This window comes from Pseudomonas sp. CP-1, from assembly GCF_021213715.1.
Taxonomy (GTDB): domain Bacteria; phylum Pseudomonadota; class Gammaproteobacteria; order Pseudomonadales; family Pseudomonadaceae; genus Pseudomonas; species Pseudomonas aeruginosa.
In genome coordinates this window covers 56,720-72,899 of sequence record NZ_JAJQKY010000005.1, presented here as the reverse complement: position 1 = coordinate 72,899, position 16,180 = coordinate 56,720, and the positions used below count along the sequence as shown (strand labels likewise).

Here is a 16,180-nt window from a genome sequence, read left to right as displayed (position 1 = left end):
TAGCGATGAACCGAGTGCTGTACCCAGGCACCTTCGATCCCATCACCAAGGGTCACGGCGATCTGATCGAACGTGCTTCACGGCTTTTCGACCATGTGATCATCGCGGTCGCCGCCAGCCCCAAGAAGAACCCCCTGTTCAGCCTGGAACAGCGGGTGGCGCTGGCCCAGGAGGTCACCAAGCACCTGCCGAACGTCGAGGTGGTGGGCTTCTCCACCCTGCTGGCGCACTTCGTCAAGGAGCAGAAGGCGAATGTCTTCCTCCGCGGCCTGCGCGCGGTTTCCGACTTCGAGTACGAGTTCCAGCTGGCCAACATGAACCGCCAGCTCGCCCCCGACGTGGAAAGCATGTTCCTCACCCCGTCGGAGAAGTATTCCTTCATTTCCTCGACGCTGGTCCGGGAAATCGCCGCTCTCGGCGGGGATATCAGCAAGTTCGTGCATCCGGCCGTGGCAGACGCCCTGGCGGAACGTTTCAAGCGCTGATCCGCGTCTCTTCGCCGGCCTCCCGTCGGCGCCCCGCGTGCACTGCGGGCGCCGATGCGGCACAATTCCGCTATTCCCGTTACCGATGCCGTGGCTGTCCGTCGCGGTTGGAGTTGTTAGATGTCCCTGAAAATCACTGACGATTGCATCAATTGCGACGTCTGCGAACCCGAATGCCCGAACGGCGCGATCTCGCAAGGCGAAGAAATCTATGTGATCGATCCCAATCTCTGCACCGAGTGCGTCGGCCACTACGACGAGCCGCAGTGCCAGCAGGTCTGTCCGGTGGACTGCATTCCCCTCGACGACGCCAATGTCGAGAGCAAGGACCAGTTGATGGAGAAATACCGGAAGATCACCGGCAAGGCCTGATCCCCGCCGGCGCCTGTCCTTCAGGGACGGTTCGCGCCCCGTCCGACGCGCTTTTGGCTATCCTTGGCAATCCAGTCTGAGGCGTTCGCGGTCCCGTCCCGCGAACGCCGCTGAACAGTGAGCCGCCATGTCCTTCCTGAACCTGCCCGTCCGTACCCTGGTCGCCGCCTGCGGCCTGTCCCTGCTCAGCCTCGCGGCGCATGCCGACAGCTTTCGCGGCGACGCCCACGCACCGCAGCAGGCCGCCGTCGCCACGCCGCATCCGGCCGCGACCGTCGCCGGCCTGGAAACCCTGGCCAATGGCGGCAACGCCTTCGACGCCGCGGCGGCCATCGCCGCTGCCCTGGCGGTAGCCGAGCCTTACGGCTCGGGACTCGGCGGCGGTGGATTCTTCCTTCTGCGCCAGGCCGGCGCGCAGCCGACCTATCGCTTCCTCGACGCCCGCGAGCGCGCGCCGAAGGCCGCCTACGCCGACATGTACCGGCGCAACGGCAAGGTCGACCCCAGGCTGTCCGTCGACGGCCCGCTGGCGGCGGCGATTCCCGGCCTGCCGGCGGCGCTGGTCGAATTGAGCGGCCGCTACGGACGCAAGCCCCTGGCCGACAACCTGGTGCCGGCGATCCGCCTGGCGGTGGATGGCGTATCCGTCGACCGGGTCTACCGCGACCGCGCCGCCATGCGCCTGGAAGCGATGCGCAAGAACCCGGAAACCGCGCGGATCTTCCTCGACAAGGGCGGAATCCCCGACGAATGGAACCTGCTCCGCCAACCGCAGTTGGCACGTACCCTGGAACGCCTCGGGCGCTACGGGCGGATCGGCTTCTACGAAGGCGAGACAGCGGACAAGCTGCTCACCGGGGTCCGCGCCGGCGGCGGCATCTGGAGCGCGGCCGACCTGCGCGACTACCGGGTGATCGAACGCCGCCCGCTGGAGGTGAAGCTGGCCAACGGCCGCGAACTGATCAGCGCACCGCCGCCCTCGGCCGGCGGCGTCGCCCTGGCGCAGAGCCTGCAGATGCTGGAACAGCTGCCGTGGCAGAAGGCCGAGCCGGTACAGCGCGCCCATTACGTGCTGGAGGTCCTGCGCCGTGCCTACCGCGATCGAGGCCTGCTCGGCGACCCGGACTTCGTCGCCAACCCGCTGCCCAGCTTGCTGGCGCCGGACTACCTGAAGCGCCTTGCCGCCGGCATCGACCCGCGCCGCGCCACGCCCAGCTCGGCGCTGCCGGAGGCGCCGGCCTGGCGCGAAGGCGACCACACCACCCACTTCGCGGTGATCGATGCCCAGGGCAACGCGGTGGCCGCCACCCTCTCGGTGAACCTGCCGTTCGGCGCCGCCTTCACCGTTCCCGGTACCGGCGTGGTGCTGAACAACGAGATGGACGATTTCGCCGCCGACACCCAGGGCGCCAACAGCTACGGCCTGGCCGGCAGCCAGGCGAACGCGGTGGCGGCCGGCAAGCGCCCGCTGTCGAGCATGAGCCCGAGCTTCCTGGAAAGCCCGACCGACTTCGCCGCCTTCGGCACCCCTGGCGGCAGCCGCATCCCGAGCATGGTGCTGATCTCCATGCTGCAGTACTTCGACGGCCGCCCGGTCGGCCAATGGGTCGCCGCGCCGCGCTACCACCACCAGTACAAGCCGGACGTCGTCGAGTACGAACCGCGCGCCTTCAGCGATGCCGAGGCCGCCGAACTGCGCCGGCGCGGCTATCAGCTCAAACGCCTGGAGCGCAGCTACGGCAACCAGCAGGTGCTCTACTGGGACAAGCGCAGCGGCCGCGTCGACGCCGCCAGCGACCCGCGCGGGATCGGCTACTCGTCTCTGTCCCTGGAGGCGCAAGCGCAGCCTCGGCCGCACTGAACAAACGAGAGACAGCGCTCAAAAATGTTCGACGATCTCACCCAGATAGGCGCCGCGTAGGGATTTCGCCGACGAGTCCGGCTGGCAATCCAGGCGGCGGGCCTCACTGGCTCGCCGCTTCAGCCGCCTGTTGCGCATCCTCCGCACTGGCTTCCACCGCCTCCGGTTCAGACGAGGCACCCTCCATGCCTCGGCCGGAGTGCCGGCGATCGGCGACACCGGAGCAGTCGGCGACGCCGGACAGCTCTCCATCCAGCGCAGCGTGAATCCAGTTTTCCAAACGGGTGTACCAGGCTGCGTTCGCGGCGCTCTCCAGCCAGGCGATGGCATCCGCATCCTGCTGCTGTGCGGCCTTTTCCAGCCAGAGCCGTGCTTGCAGCTTGTTCATCCCGGCACCGGAACCGTTCCAGTAGGCCTCGCCCACCTTGAACTGGGCACGGGCATCTCCCTGGGTCGCAGCCTTGCAGAACCACTGGAAGGCCTTTTCCCGGCTGCCGGCATAACGGTCCAGCAGGGCGGCTTCCTCGTCTGAAGTGGCGGAATAGACGCCTTGCGAGTCGTCCAGGTAGAACCATCCCAGATTGGTTTCGGCGTCTTCGCTACCGCTGGCCGCCGCACGTTCGAACCAGGTCCCGGCCTTCACCCGGTCCTGGTCGACCCCTTCGCCTCTCCAGTAGAGAACGCCCATTTCATTCTGGGCGGCGGCATCCCCCTGCTCCGCGGCCTTCCGGAACCAGCGTGCCGCCTCGGTCTTGTCCTGTGGCCCGCCGTCACCATCGCGATAGAGCATGGCCAGTTGGATCTGCGCGCGGACCATCCCCGCAGCGGCCGCCTTACCCCACCATTCGCGCGCGCTGGCGTAGTTCTGTTGCTGGTAGAAGTAGGCGCCGAAATCGAACAGTGCCTGCGGCTCACCCGTCTCGGCGGCCTGGCGGAGGCGGGTGAATTCGGCGAACAGTTCATCGCCGCGCTTGTCGCCCTGCTCGGCCTTGGACTGCTCCTTGGCGAGGTCGGACACCGCATCCTCCGCCCAGGCGAACGAGGGTACGGCAAGAGCAAGGACGGACAGGAACACCCACTGACTGAACATACGCGAAATCCTTATCTTGGTTGAGCCGGTCGGCCACCCCTGGTCGACCTTGTGACCTTGCTGGTCAGCAGGACACTGTCACCATCGGAGAGTCCGATCAAGTGCCGCGAACGGTCCGTGCGGAACATCTGTCATCGGCCGATACGGCGCTATAGCTGCCGCCTGCCGTGGCGGAAGAAAAGACTTAGCCCAATCTCCGTGCCCCCTGCAATGCATCGAGAAAACAAAAAGCCGGTCGATGACCGGCTTTTTTTCATTCCGTTGGAGACTCAGCTTTCGTCGTGGTTATAGCCGCTGGTGGTGCAGCCCAGGCAACGGACGAAGGCTTCCTTGCCCGGATCGACCACCAGCGCCTGGCCGGCCTTGCCGACGCTGCCGCTGGCCGCGGTGAACGGCAGGCTGACCACGAAGGCCACCGCCCCGACGGCCGTGGCGGCGATCAGGAAGGGACGGGCGATGAGCAGGTCGCCGATCATGGCGTACGCGGGGGGCGCTTCGACGGTGTACATCGGGTCGCCGCTGGCGTTTTCCTGCACGGCATCCGCCAGCGCGGGCATGGACGAGAGCCCGGTGGTCAGCGCCAGCACGAGCGCGGTGGTGCGAAACAGGTTCATGGAGGCGGTCCTTTCTGGTTTTTGGTTGGGCAGATATCGCCTAACTATAACAGCGCTGCGGGTAGTGCCAGCGTGACCGCCTTCAATCGCCGAGGAATGCGTAGTGCGGCTTTTTCGGGATGAACGGCCGGTAGAAGCCGATCAGGCTGCACAGGTCGGCGTCCTCGTTGCCGGTCGGCCAGAAGGGTTCGCCGATGACGATCCGCCGGTTCTCGTAGTCCAGCGCCGCCGGCACCACCGGCACGCCGGCGCCACGGGCGATGTGGTAGAAGCCCATGCGCCAGCGGTCGACCTTCTTGCGCGTGCCTTCCGGAGCGATGATCAGCATGAACTCACGGTGCTCGCGGAAGGCCTGGATCGCCTGGTCCACGGTATTCAGCTTCAGGTGGCGCTGGATCGGGATACCGCCCCAGCGCCGCATCAGGCCGCCCAGCGGGCCGTTGAACAGGGTGTGCTTGCCGAACCAGCGGGCGTTCAGGCGCAGGACGAACTTGGCGGCGAGGAAGGCCACGAAGTCCCAGTTCGAGGTGTGGTGGGCGCCGATCACCACGAACTTGTCGAGCGCGGGCAATTGGCCCTCGATCTTCCAGCCGGAGAGTTTCAGCATGGCATGGCCGAGCGACTCGACCAGGGTGTTGCGAGGCAGGTAATTGCCGGACATCGTGCACCTTTCTTATGGCAGGCCGCTCACCGTGGCGGCCCTTCTTGTGGCGGTAGAGTATGCGCGGCGCGGCGCTTCAGCGTTGGCAGCGCGGGCAGTACACGCTGGCCCGCTGGCCTAGGCGGATCTCGCGCAGGGTGCTGCCGCAGACCTTGCAGAACTCCCCGCCACGGCCATAGACGAACAATTCCTGCTGGAAGTAACCGGGCTGGCCGTCGCCGCCGACGAAATCGCGCAGGGTGGTGCCGCCGCGCTCGATGGCGATCGCCAGGATCCGCTTGATCTCCTCCGCCAGGCGCAGGTAGCGCGCCTTGGAGATGCTCCCGGCGGGCTTGCGCGGATCGATGCCGGCGGCGAACAGCGCTTCGCTGGCGTAGATGTTGCCGACCCCGACCACCACCGCGTTGTCCATGATGAACGGCTTGACCGCCATGCTCCGCCCGCGCGACAGCTCGAACAGACGCTGGCCGGCGAAAGCGTCGGTCAGCGGTTCCGGGCCGAGGTTGCGCAGCAGCTCGTGTTCCAGTGGCGCCAGGCTCCAGAGCATGGCGCCGAAGCGCCGCGGATCGGTGTAGCGCAGGGCCATGCCCGAGGCCAACTCGATGTCGACGTGCTCGTGGCGACTGGCCGGGGTGCCGCTCTCCACCAGCCTCAGGCTGCCGGACATGCCCAGGTGGCTGATCAGCGTACCGGCCTCGGCGCCCAGCAGCAGGTACTTGGCGCGGCGCTCGACGCTGACGATGCGTTGTCCGGACAGGCGCACGTCCAGGTCTTCGGGGATCGGCCAGCGCAGGCGCCGCTCGCGCACGATCACGCGCTCGACGCGCTGGCCTTCGAGGTAGGGGGCGATGCCCCGGCGGGTGGTTTCGACTTCGGGTAGTTCGGGCATGGCGGCAGCAATCCGGTTGACCGCGGCACCTTAGCAGGAAGCGCCGCGGCGCGGCCAGTCAGTAGCTGCCCTGGCCGACGCCCAGCTCGAGAATCGAGCCCTTGAGGTTCTCGAAGTCGTAGTCGGTGAGCCCGACGTAGTCCAGCACCAGCGCGCCGATGCTGTTCCACTCGTGGTCTTCCGGCTGGTTGCCGAGAATCCGGTGCGAGCCGCAGATGTGCTCGGCCATCTTCAGGATCGCCAGCAGGTTCTTCAGCTGGGTGTCGCGGGCCGACTCGTCGCCGAAGATCGACAGCGCGTTGTGGTGGTTGGCGATCGCCTCGCAGACGTGCTCCGGCAGGCGCCAGGAGCGCGCGGTGTAGTAGCCGACCACCGCATGGTTGGTGTTCAGCACGCGGTTCTCGGTGTCCACCACCCGGCGCTCGTCGCTGGCGGCGGCATAGGCCTCCTCCAGCACCGCCATATAGTGCGGGAAGCGCTTGAGCATCAGCGGAATGCCGCAGTTGTGGAACAGGCCGAGGGCGTAGGCTTCGTCCACCGACTCGTAGCCGACCCGCTTGGCCAGGCTCAGGCAGCTCATGGCCACGTCCTGGGCGGTGTCCCAGAAACGGTTGAGGGTGACGATGGTGTCGTCGCTCATCTCGCCCTTGATCGACTGGGCGTTGATCAGGTTGATCACCGAACGACTGCCCAGCAGGTTCACCGCGCGCTGGATCGAAGTGATGCGGTTGGCCAGGCCGAAGAACGGCGAGTTCACCAGTTTCAGGAGGGCGCCGGAAAGGCCCGGGTCCTGGCTGATCAGCCTGGCGATGTTCTTCAGGTCCGGATTGGGCATGACCTGCTCCATCTGCAGGTCGACCATGATCTGGGGTTGCGGCGGCACGCTGATGCCTTGCAGGGCCTGGCGGATCTGCTCGGCGGTGAGTTCTTGGACCATGAGGGCGGGGGCGAAAGTTGACGGTGTGCGCAGTTTACCCGGAGAACCCCGCCATGGGGCGGGCTTCTGCCGGAAAAGCGGCGCCAGGCAACGGGCATGGAACTTTTCCCGCAGCCGCCAGGGTCGGAATGAATACCCCCATCCGATATCGGGAGACACGCCATGACCCAATCCCTGCACGGCAAGGTCGTCGCCGCCCTGGTGACCGACGGTTTCGAACAGGTCGAACTGACCGGTCCGAAAAAAGCCCTGGAAGACGCCGGCGCCACGGTAAGGATTCTTTCCGACAAGGCCGGCGAGGTGCGCGGCTGGAACCATCACCAGCCAGCCGACGCCTTCCGTGTCGACGGCACCTTCGAAGACGCCAGCCTGGACGACTACGACGCCCTGCTGCTGCCCGGCGGGGTGATCAATTCCGACCAGATCCGCAGCCTGGCCAAGGCCCAGGAACTGGCGATCCGCGCCGAACAGGCGAGCAAGCCGGTGGCGGTGATCTGCCACGGCGCCTGGCTGCTGATCTCCGCCGGCCTGGTGCAGGGTCGTACCCTGACCAGTTGGCCGTCGCTCAAGGACGACATCAACAACGCCGGCGGCCACTGGGTGGACCAGGAGGTAACGGTGGACGGCAAGCTGGTGAGCAGCCGCAAACCCGAAGACATCCCGGCCTTCAACCGTCGATTCATCGAAATCCTCGCCGGCTGAACGGCCCGCGTTCGCGCAGCGGCGAATCCCGTCGCTGCGCTATAATCGCGCTCTTTTGCCGGAGCCTTTCCCATGACCCTGCCCAGCTTGCGTCTCAAAGCCAACGCCGAGCGCCGCCTGCGCGCCGGCCACCTGTGGGTCTACAGCAACGAGGTGGATGTCGCCGCGACGCCGCTGAATGCCTTCGCCGCCGGCGACCAGGCGGTGCTGGAAATGGCCAACGGCAAGCCGCTGGGCATCGTCGCGCTGAGCCCGAACAATCTCATCTGCGGCCGCCTCATTTCCCGTGATACCAAGCACGTTCTCGACAAATCGCTGCTGGTTCATCGCATCAACATCGCCCTCAGCCTGCGCGAGCGGCTTTTCGACAAGCCGTTCTACCGGCTGGTCTACGGCGATTCCGACCTGCTGCCCGGCCTGGTGGTCGATCGCTTCGGCGACGTGCTGGTGGTGCAACTGGCGTCCGCGGCCATGGAACTGCGCAAGGACGAGGTGCTCGCTGCCCTGCTGCAGGTGCTCAAGCCCGCCGCCGTGCTCTGGAAGAACGACTCCAGCGCGCGCGACGCCGAGGGCCTGGAGCGCTACGTGGCCAACGCCTACGGCGAAGTGCCGGAGTGGGTCGCGCTGGAAGAGAACGGCGTGAAGTTCGAGGCGCCGGTGCTGGCCGGGCAGAAGACCGGCTGGTTCTACGACCACCGCATGAACCGCGCGCGCCTGGCGCCCTACGTGCAGGGCAAGCGGGTCCTCGACCTGTTCAGCTATATCGGTGGCTGGGGCATCCAGGCCGCCGCCTTCGGCGCCAGCGAAGTGATGTGCGTGGACGCGTCCGCCTTCGCCCTCGACGGCGTCGAGCGCAACGCGGCGCTGAACGGCGTAGCGGAGAAGGTCGCCTGCGTCGAGGGCGACGTGTTCGAGGCCCTGCGCGAACTGAAGGCCGCCGACGAACGCTTCGACGTGGTGATCGCCGACCCGCCGGCCTTCATCAAGCGCAAGAAGGACCTGAAGAACGGCGAGGCCGCCTACCGCCGTCTCAACGAACAGGCCATGCGCCTGCTGAGCAAGGACGGCATCCTGGTCAGCGCCTCCTGCTCGATGCACCTGCCCGAGGACGACCTGCAGAACATCCTGATCGGCAGCGCCCGCCATCTCGACCGCAACATCCAGCTGCTCGAGCGCGGCGGCCAGGGCCCCGACCATCCGGTGCACCTGGCGATCGCGGAAACCCGCTACATCAAGAGCCTGACCTGCCGGCTGCTGCCCAACGGCTGAGCCCGTCCCGGCGGATGAGCGCCTGCGTTCATCCGCCCTACGGCCACCGCCGCTCATGGCGCGACGGGCGGCGCAAGACGCCAGCCGGGTCGCGACGCGCCGCTCCGCCGACCGCCAGCCTTCCCCATTCGCCCGCTCTGGGCTTAGAATCCGGGCATTCCTCGCCAATCATCCCCCGGCGGGCAGTGAGCCCAGGCCGTCGCCAATGGTGACCCCATTCAGACCCCGGCCAACTCCGTACACTCGGCTATTCCCCGTTTGCATCCGGTTCCTTCGACGCTCACGATACAGTCATAACCCGAACCTGATTAGCCGCAGGAAATCGTCATGCCCGATTACCGCTCGAAAACCTCCACCCACGGCCGCAACATGGCCGGCGCCCGCGCCCTCTGGCGCGCCACCGGGATGAAGGACGAAGACTTCAAGAAGCCGATCATCGCCATCGCCAACTCCTTCACCCAGTTCGTGCCCGGCCACGTGCACCTGAAGGACCTCGGCCAACTGGTCGCCCGCGAGATCGAGAAGGCCGGCGGCGTGGCCAAGGAATTCAACACCATCGCCGTCGACGACGGCATCGCCATGGGCCACGACGGCATGCTCTATTCGCTGCCGAGCCGGGAGATCATCGCCGACTCCGTGGAATACATGGTCAACGCCCACTGCGCCGACGCCATCGTCTGCATCTCCAACTGCGACAAGATCACCCCCGGCATGCTGATGGCGGCGCTGCGCCTGAACATCCCGGTAGTGTTCGTCTCCGGCGGGCCGATGGAAGCCGGCAAGACCAAGCTGGCCAGCCACGGCCTGGACCTGGTCGATGCCATGGTGGTGGCCGCCGACGACTCCTGCTCCGACGAGAAGGTCGCCGAGTACGAGCGCAGCGCCTGCCCGACCTGCGGCTCCTGCTCCGGCATGTTCACCGCCAACTCGATGAACTGCCTGACCGAGGCGCTCGGCCTGTCGCTGCCGGGCAACGGCTCGACCCTGGCCACCCACGCCGACCGCGAGCAACTGTTCCTGCGCGCCGGGCGCCTGGCCGTGGAACTCTGCCAGCGCTACTACGGCGAAGGCGACGACAGCGTGCTGCCGCGCAACATCGCCAACTTCAAGGCCTTCGAGAACGCCATGACCCTGGACATCGCCATGGGCGGCTCGACCAATACCATCCTGCACCTGCTGGCCGCCGCCCAGGAGGCCGAGGTGCCGTTCGACCTGCGCGACATCGACCGCCTGTCGCGCAAGGTGCCACAACTGTGCAAGGTGGCGCCGAACATCCAGAAGTACCACATGGAAGACGTGCATCGCGCCGGCGGCATCTTCTCCATCCTCGGCGAACTGGCCCGCGGTGGCCTGCTGCACACCGACGTCCCCACCGTGCACAGCCCGAGCATGGCCGACGCCATCGCCCAGTGGGACATCACCCAGACCCGCGACGAAGCCGTGCACACCTTCTTCAAGGCCGGTCCGGCGGGCATCCCGACCCAGACCGCGTTCAGCCAGAACACCCGCTGGCCGAGCCTGGACGACGACCGCGCCGAGGGCTGCATCCGCAGCGTCGAGCATGCCTATTCCAAGGAAGGCGGGCTGGCCGTGCTCTACGGCAACATCGCTCTCGACGGCTGCGTGGTGAAGACCGCCGGGGTCGACGAGTCGATCCACGTGTTCGAAGGCAGCGCGAAGATCTTCGAAAGCCAGGACGCCGCGGTGAAAGGCATCCTCGGCGACGAGGTGAAGGCCGGCGACATCGTGATCATCCGCTACGAAGGACCGAAGGGCGGGCCGGGCATGCAGGAAATGCTCTATCCGACCAGCTACCTGAAGTCCAAGGGCCTGGGCAAGCAGTGCGCCCTGCTCACCGACGGACGCTTCTCCGGCGGCACCTCGGGCCTGTCCATCGGTCACGCCTCCCCGGAAGCCGCCGCCGGCGGCGCCATCGGCCTGGTGCAGGACGGCGACAAGGTGCTGATCGACATTCCCAATCGCTCGATCAACCTGCTGGTCAGCGACGAAGAACTCGCCGCCCGCCGCGCCGAACAGGACAAGAAGGGCTGGAAGCCGGCCGCGCCGCGTGCCCGCCGCGTCAGCACCGCGCTCAAGGCCTACGCCCTGCTCGCCACCAGCGCCGACAAGGGCGCGGTACGCAACAAGGCGCTGCTGGACGGCTGAATCGTCCCGCGACGAAAAAAGCCCGGTCCCGCGCCGGGCTTTTTCATTCGCGCGTGCGCACGCCGAATGGCGGATAACCGCAAGCGGTCATTCGCCCTACCGCTCACCCACGCTCCAACCGTAGGGCGCATACGCCACCGGCGTTATCCGCCGACATGCGGCGCAGCCAGGCCTGGGCGAGACCGCGTTCGCCCAGTAAAATCGCGCTCTTTTTCCCCGGACCGCCACCATGAGTTCCCTGCAAAGCCCGTCGGACGCCAGCGCCCGCAACGACCTGGTCTATGGCCTGGACGACCGTCCCAGCGCTCCCATCGCCCTGCTCGCCGCCCTCCAGCACCTGCTGGCGATCATCGTGCCGATCGTTACCCCCGGCCTGCTGATCTGCCAGGCGCTGGGCGTATCGCCGCGCGACACCAATCTGATCGTGTCGATGTCGCTGGTGATCTCCGGCATCGCCACCTTCGTCCAGTGCAAGCGCTTCGGCCCGTTCGGCGCCGGACTGTTGATCGTCCAGGGCACCAGCTTCAACTTCGTCGGCCCGCTGATCGCCGGCGGGGCGCTGATGGTCAAGCAGGGCACGCCGGTGGAAAGCGTGATGGCGGCGATCTTCGGCGTGGTCATCGCCGGCTCCTTCGTCGAGATGGGCATCTCGCGCATACTGCCGTTCGTCAAGCGGCTGATCACCCCGCTGGTGACCGGCATCGTCGTGCTGATGATCGGCCTGACCCTGATCAAGGTCGGCCTGATCAGCATGGGCGGCGGCTTCTCGGCGATGTCCAACGGCACCTTCGCCAACGGCGAGAACCTGCTGCTGTCCGGCGTGGTGCTGGGCATCATCGTGGTGCTCAATCGCATCCCGGTGGTATGGATGCGCAGTTGCGCCATCGTCATCGCCCTGGCCGTCGGCTACGCGCTGGCCGGCTACCTCGGCCGCCTGGACTTCACCGGCATGCACCAGGCCGAGCTGTTCCAGGTACCGACCCCGCTGCACTTCGGCCTGGACTTCTCCTGGCCGCTGTTCATCCCGATGCTGGTGATCTACCTGGTCACTTCCCTGGAAGCCATCGGCGACGTCACCGCCACCAGCAAGGTGTCGAAGCAGCCGGTGGAAGGCCCGCTGTGGATGCAGCGGATCAAGGGCGGCGTGCTGGTCAACGGCGCCAACTCGTTCCTCGCCGGTATCTTCAATACCTTCCCCAGCTCGGTGTTCGCCCAGAACAACGGGGTGATCCAGCTCACCGGAGTGGCCAGCCGCTACGTCGGCCTATGGATCGCCGCCATGCTGGTCCTGCTCGGCCTGTTCCCGAGCGTCGCCGGCGTCATCCAGGCGGTGCCGGAACCGGTACTGGGCGGCGCGGCGATGGTGATGTTCGGCGCGGTGGCCGCTTCGGGCATCAACATCCTCGCCGGCATCCAGCTGGACCGCCGCGCCCTGCTGATCATCGCCGTGTCCCTGGCCCTCGGCCTGGGCGTTTCGCAGGTGCCGGAGTTCCTCGCGCACATGCCCGCGGCGCTGCGCAACGTGCTGGAATCCGGGGTCGCCACCGGCGGCATCTGCGCCCTGCTACTGAACTGGTTCCTGCCGGAAAGCCCGGTCCAGAAGGCCGGACACTGATAGGCGCGGCGCCACCTCCGGGTGGCGTCGCGGTTTTCGCCGAAGGGTTTTCGTACCCGGCCAATGGTTGGGTATGATCGACGGCATGGCCATGCCCGTCGGCCACCCTCTTCCGTCCCGCAACCCGGACCCGCGCCCATGCCCCAGTCCCGCCGCCCGTTGCGCATCGGCCTGATCGCCGACACCCATGGCCTGCTCCGGCCCGAGGCGCTGGAACGGTTGCGCGGCTGCGACCAGTTGATCCATGCCGGCGACATCGGCAAGCCGGAAATCCTCGCCGAGCTGGAACGCCTGGCGCCGCTCTCGGTGGTGCGCGGCAACAACGACACCCAGGACTGGGCGGCGGACATCCCCGAGCGCCTGCTGCTGAAGATCGGCCGGCTGACCCTCTACGTACTGCACGACCTCAAGCGACTCGACCTCGACCCGGCCGCCGAAGGCATCGACGTGGTGGTCGCCGGACATTCGCACAAGCCGCTGAAGGAAGAGCGCGACGGCGTGCTCTACCTCAACCCGGGCAGCGCCGGACCGCGGCGCTTCAGCTTGCCGATCGGGATCGGCGTGCTGGAAGTGGCGGGCAAGAAGATCGAGGCGGAGCTGATCACCCTCTGACCCCGCCTGGAACCGTCAGCGGCGCTCCCATACCTCGAAGGCGTAGGCAGGCGCATCGTCAGCCGCGGCGTGTTCGATGCTCGACGCCAGGCGCCAGGCCGCACCATCGATCTCGGGGAAAAAGGCGTCGCCCTCCGGCGCCAGGCCAACCCGGGTCAGGTAGAGACGCGCGGCGCGCGGCAAGGCCTCGGCATAGAGCTGGGCGCCGCCGATCAGCATCAGTTCGTCGGCGTCCTCCGCCTGCGCCCACGCCTCGGCGCGCGCCAGCGCGGCGTCCAGGCTGGCGAACACTTCCGCACCCTCCAGTGCCAGGCCGGCCTGGCGGCTGACCACCAGGTTGAGCCGGCCCGGCAGCGGCCGACCCAGCGAGTCCCAGGTCTTGCGCCCCATGATCACCGGCTTGCCGAGGGTCATCGCCTTGAAATGCTTGAGGTCGGCCGGCAGGCGCCAGGGCAGGCGGTTGTCGATGCCGATCGCGCGGTTCTCGCCAAGGGCGGCGATCATCGCCAGCGGTCGTGCCATGGGGTTACCTCATCGTGGAAGGACAAAGGCGCGAGGATAAACACTCGCGCCGGCGGACTCCAGGCCCGGCCTACAAGGGATTGGCATACGGCGGCACCTGCATGAAGAAGGTGCCATCCTCGTTGACCTGGGTGGTGCCGGTCGCCAGCACCTTGCGGTAGTCCTGCAGGTTGAAGGTCAGCACCTGGTCCGGGGTCTCGGTCTTCAGCAGCACCTGGGCGTAGGTGATGAGGATTTCGAAGATCTTCAGGTCGCCGGACTGTAGCCAGAGGAAGGATGGGCCCGCCGCGGCCGGCGGGCTGAACACCGGCGACGGCTGGCCGGGAGCCTGGGAGAAACGCAGGTGCAGCCCCTGGTCGTCGAGCCAGGCCTCCTGTACGTGGCCATCGATGCCCAGCAGCGGGAAGACCTTGCGGTAGTCCAGGCGCATGGCGCTGCCCACCAGGCTCGCCCCCGGCCGATCGAGGCTGACCAGCGCCGACATCGGCAAGCCGACCAGGCTCATCGCCCCGTACAGCGGCAGACCTATCACCTTCAACTGGTCGGGCCGATAGACCAGCGCGCCGCTGGCCGCGTCCACCTCCACGCCGCCGCCCAGCCGCAGCGGCAGCCAGGGCCCTACGCCGAGCGGACGCACCCGTCCCTCCACCTCCAGGCGTCCCGCCGCACTGCTCATGCGGAAGTCCTTCAACATGGTCCCGTCGTAGGCGAGGATGTGCTCGTTGAACAGGTTGGCCAGTTGCCGCGGGCTGAGCAGCACCTCGCCCTCCATCACCTGGAAATGCATGTCCTGCGGGCGATCGAAGTCCACCGGCTGGCCGGCCCGGTTCGGCACCAGCCAGCCCTTCACCTCGGGCACGTGGAAACCGATGTTGCCGCGCAGGTACATGTCCACGTTGCGCAGCAGTATGCCGACGCCATCCTGGCCGGAATCCGCCGGCCCGGCCGTACGCATGGGCAGCGGCACCGGCGCCGGCGGGACCTGCCGGTACCAGCCCTCGCGCAGCAGGGCCAGTTCGCGCTGCTGCCGGTCGATGGGGCTTTCGGCCTGGACCGCGCTGGCCGCCAACAGGCACCAGCCAAGCAGCACGCCCCACGGACGCCGGCTCACAGCCGTGCCTCCAGCGGCGCCGGCGCCTTCACCGGCGACACGGCGATCTGCACCATGCCGTCCTCGCGCAGGCGGATCACACCGTTCTGCAGTTGCCGCCGGTAGTCGTAGAGATTGAACAGCAGCGGCTGCCCCGGGCTGAGGCTGGTGAACAGGGCGTAGGCCTTGACCAGCACGGTGCGCGCCATCTTGATATCGCCGCCTTCGATGAACATGTAGCTGTCCGGCGCCCGTAATGCCGGCCATTGCAGGTCGGCCAGGGAGTCGCCGAGGGCGAGTTGCATGCCGCCGTCGGCCAGGGCCAGGCGACTGACGCGGAAGTCCAGGCGCGGCGGCGGGAACAAACCGTCGAGGTCGACGCGGATGCGGTTGCCGACCAGCTCCATGTGCCGGGTCTTCAGCTTCAGCACCTCGGACATCTCGATCGAGGCCGCCGCCAGCGACGAAGTGACCTCGACCCCGTCGACGAAGATCCGCCGGGGTACCAGGGTCACCTCCAGCGGACCGCTCAGCTCGATCTCAGTGAGCATCCGTAGCGGCCGCCAGCGCCCCTTGCGCAACAACTCGCCACGCACTTCCTGGCCGTCCTTGCGGGTGCTCATCCTGAGGTTGCGCACGGCCGCGCGGGACGCGGCGAGGTCCTGGTTGAGCAGGGTCGCCAGGGTGGCGTCGCTGACGAATATCTCGCCGGCCTGGATCCGCGCCACCATCGCCGTCGGATCGTCGAGCGACAAGGGCGCGCCGGGACGAGTCGGTTCCATGCGGATCAGCATGCGCTGGATGAAGAAACCGATGTCGTCGTGCAGGCGGAAGTCGGTATCGGCGATCCACAATCGCGAACTCGCCGATCCCGAGCCGCGGGCGCCGACGCTCGCCTCCAGCGTACGCGGCGGCACGGCGCTCATCAGGCTGTCCGGCTGGCGCCCCCAGTCATCGGTAGCGGCCGTCGGCACACGCGCTTCGACACGGGCCGGCGGCGCCACGGCCTGGCCGCCACCGTGGGCATCGAAGGCCAGCCAGGCGCCCAGCAACAGGCAGGCCAGTTGCAACGACAGGCAGGGAAACGCGGAGGCAGGTTGCGCGGAAGCCATCACCGATCCTCTTACTGTTATGCGAGCGCCGTCACCCTATACCCTGCCCCGGCCGTCCGCCCCTTTCGTTGGATTGGCCGGGAAAACGCCGACGTCGTCACGCTGGCGGCGATTGTCACGGGAATGTCGCGAAACGGGCAAAGAAGTATCACCTGGCTGCGTCACTCTGCTGGACTGGAACAC

The 16,180-nt window shown here is 67.3% G+C and carries 16 protein-coding genes; 8 read left to right on the top strand and 8 right to left on the bottom strand.

From position 1 onward, the window contains the following. The first annotated feature begins 5 nt into the window (after window positions 1-5). The 3 genes from coaD (at window position 6) to ggt (ending at window position 2,718) form a co-directional block, all read left to right on the top strand. Window positions 6-485, top strand: a complete 480-nt coding sequence (gene coaD, locus LT948_RS12095; protein WP_003084466.1) for a pantetheine-phosphate adenylyltransferase — start codon at window positions 6-8, stop codon at window positions 483-485. Window positions 486-605: 120 nt separating this feature from the next. After that, window positions 606-857: a YfhL family 4Fe-4S dicluster ferredoxin gene (locus LT948_RS12090; RefSeq protein WP_003084462.1), complete on the top strand. Its 252-nt coding sequence runs from the start codon at window positions 606-608 to the stop codon at window positions 855-857. Between the two features lie 127 nt (window positions 858-984). Beyond that, entirely contained in the window at window positions 985-2,718 is a 1,734-nt protein-coding gene (gene ggt, locus LT948_RS12085) for a gamma-glutamyltransferase (protein ID WP_043105194.1), read from the top strand. A 103-nt stretch (window positions 2,719-2,821) separates the two neighbouring features. On the opposite strand, the gene LT948_RS12080 is transcribed toward ggt, so the two are convergent. From LT948_RS12080 to LT948_RS12060, 5 genes are all read right to left on the bottom strand, one after another. Continuing rightward, a complete protein-coding gene (locus LT948_RS12080; protein WP_003110409.1) occupies window positions 2,822-3,808 on the bottom strand; it encodes a tetratricopeptide repeat protein in 987 nt (328 codons plus the stop codon). Window positions 3,809-4,077: 269 nt separating this feature from the next. Beyond that, window positions 4,078-4,422, bottom strand: coding sequence for a hypothetical protein (locus LT948_RS12075; RefSeq protein ID WP_003084452.1), 345 nt, complete (start codon window positions 4,420-4,422; stop codon window positions 4,078-4,080). A gap of 82 nt (window positions 4,423-4,504) precedes the next feature. Further along, window positions 4,505-5,083, bottom strand: a complete 579-nt coding sequence (locus tag LT948_RS12070; RefSeq protein ID WP_003084450.1) for a lysophospholipid acyltransferase family protein — start codon at window positions 5,081-5,083, stop codon at window positions 4,505-4,507. A gap of 76 nt (window positions 5,084-5,159) precedes the next feature. After that, window positions 5,160-5,972: a bifunctional DNA-formamidopyrimidine glycosylase/DNA-(apurinic or apyrimidinic site) lyase gene (gene mutM / locus LT948_RS12065; RefSeq protein ID WP_003102876.1), complete on the bottom strand. Its 813-nt coding sequence runs from the start codon at window positions 5,970-5,972 to the stop codon at window positions 5,160-5,162. Between the two features lie 58 nt (window positions 5,973-6,030). After that, entirely contained in the window at window positions 6,031-6,855 is an 825-nt protein-coding gene (locus LT948_RS12060) for an HDOD domain-containing protein (RefSeq protein ID WP_003128920.1), read from the bottom strand. 216 nt (window positions 6,856-7,071) lie between these two features. Between LT948_RS12060 and pfpI the strand changes: the two genes are divergently transcribed. The 5 genes from pfpI (at window position 7,072) to LT948_RS12035 (ending at window position 13,273) form a co-directional block, all read left to right on the top strand. Then, a complete protein-coding gene (pfpI, locus tag LT948_RS12055) occupies window positions 7,072-7,611 on the top strand; it encodes a protease PfpI (protein WP_023105740.1) in 540 nt (179 codons plus the stop codon). Window positions 7,612-7,683: 72 nt separating this feature from the next. Beyond that, a complete protein-coding gene (locus tag LT948_RS12050; RefSeq protein WP_003084438.1) occupies window positions 7,684-8,880 on the top strand; it encodes a class I SAM-dependent rRNA methyltransferase in 1,197 nt (398 codons plus the stop codon). Window positions 8,881-9,207: 327 nt separating this feature from the next. Further along, entirely contained in the window at window positions 9,208-11,046 is a 1,839-nt protein-coding gene (gene ilvD / locus LT948_RS12045) for a dihydroxy-acid dehydratase (protein WP_003084436.1), read from the top strand. Between the two features lie 229 nt (window positions 11,047-11,275). Then, window positions 11,276-12,661, top strand: a complete 1,386-nt coding sequence (locus LT948_RS12040) for a nucleobase:cation symporter-2 family protein (protein WP_003102887.1) — start codon at window positions 11,276-11,278, stop codon at window positions 12,659-12,661. A gap of 138 nt (window positions 12,662-12,799) precedes the next feature. After that, window positions 12,800-13,273 carry a metallophosphoesterase family protein gene (locus tag LT948_RS12035; protein ID WP_003102894.1) on the top strand — a complete coding sequence of 158 codons (474 nt, stop codon included), beginning with the start codon at window positions 12,800-12,802 and terminating at the stop codon, window positions 13,271-13,273. Window positions 13,274-13,288: 15 nt separating this feature from the next. Here the strand turns inward: LT948_RS12035 and LT948_RS12030 are convergent, their stop codons facing one another. The 3 genes from LT948_RS12030 to LT948_RS12020 form a co-directional block, all read right to left on the bottom strand. Then, a complete protein-coding gene (locus tag LT948_RS12030; protein WP_003084430.1) occupies window positions 13,289-13,795 on the bottom strand; it encodes a dihydrofolate reductase in 507 nt (168 codons plus the stop codon). 70 nt (window positions 13,796-13,865) lie between these two features. Continuing rightward, on the bottom strand, window positions 13,866-14,906 hold the full coding sequence (locus LT948_RS12025; RefSeq protein ID WP_033995103.1) for a hypothetical protein: 1,041 nt from the start codon (window positions 14,904-14,906) through the stop codon (window positions 13,866-13,868). Then, on the bottom strand, window positions 14,903-15,997 hold the full coding sequence (locus LT948_RS12020; protein WP_003110414.1) for a hypothetical protein: 1,095 nt from the start codon (window positions 15,995-15,997) through the stop codon (window positions 14,903-14,905). The genes LT948_RS12025 and LT948_RS12020 overlap by 4 nt, the downstream gene beginning before the upstream one ends. Window positions 15,998-16,180 lie beyond the last annotated feature (183 nt).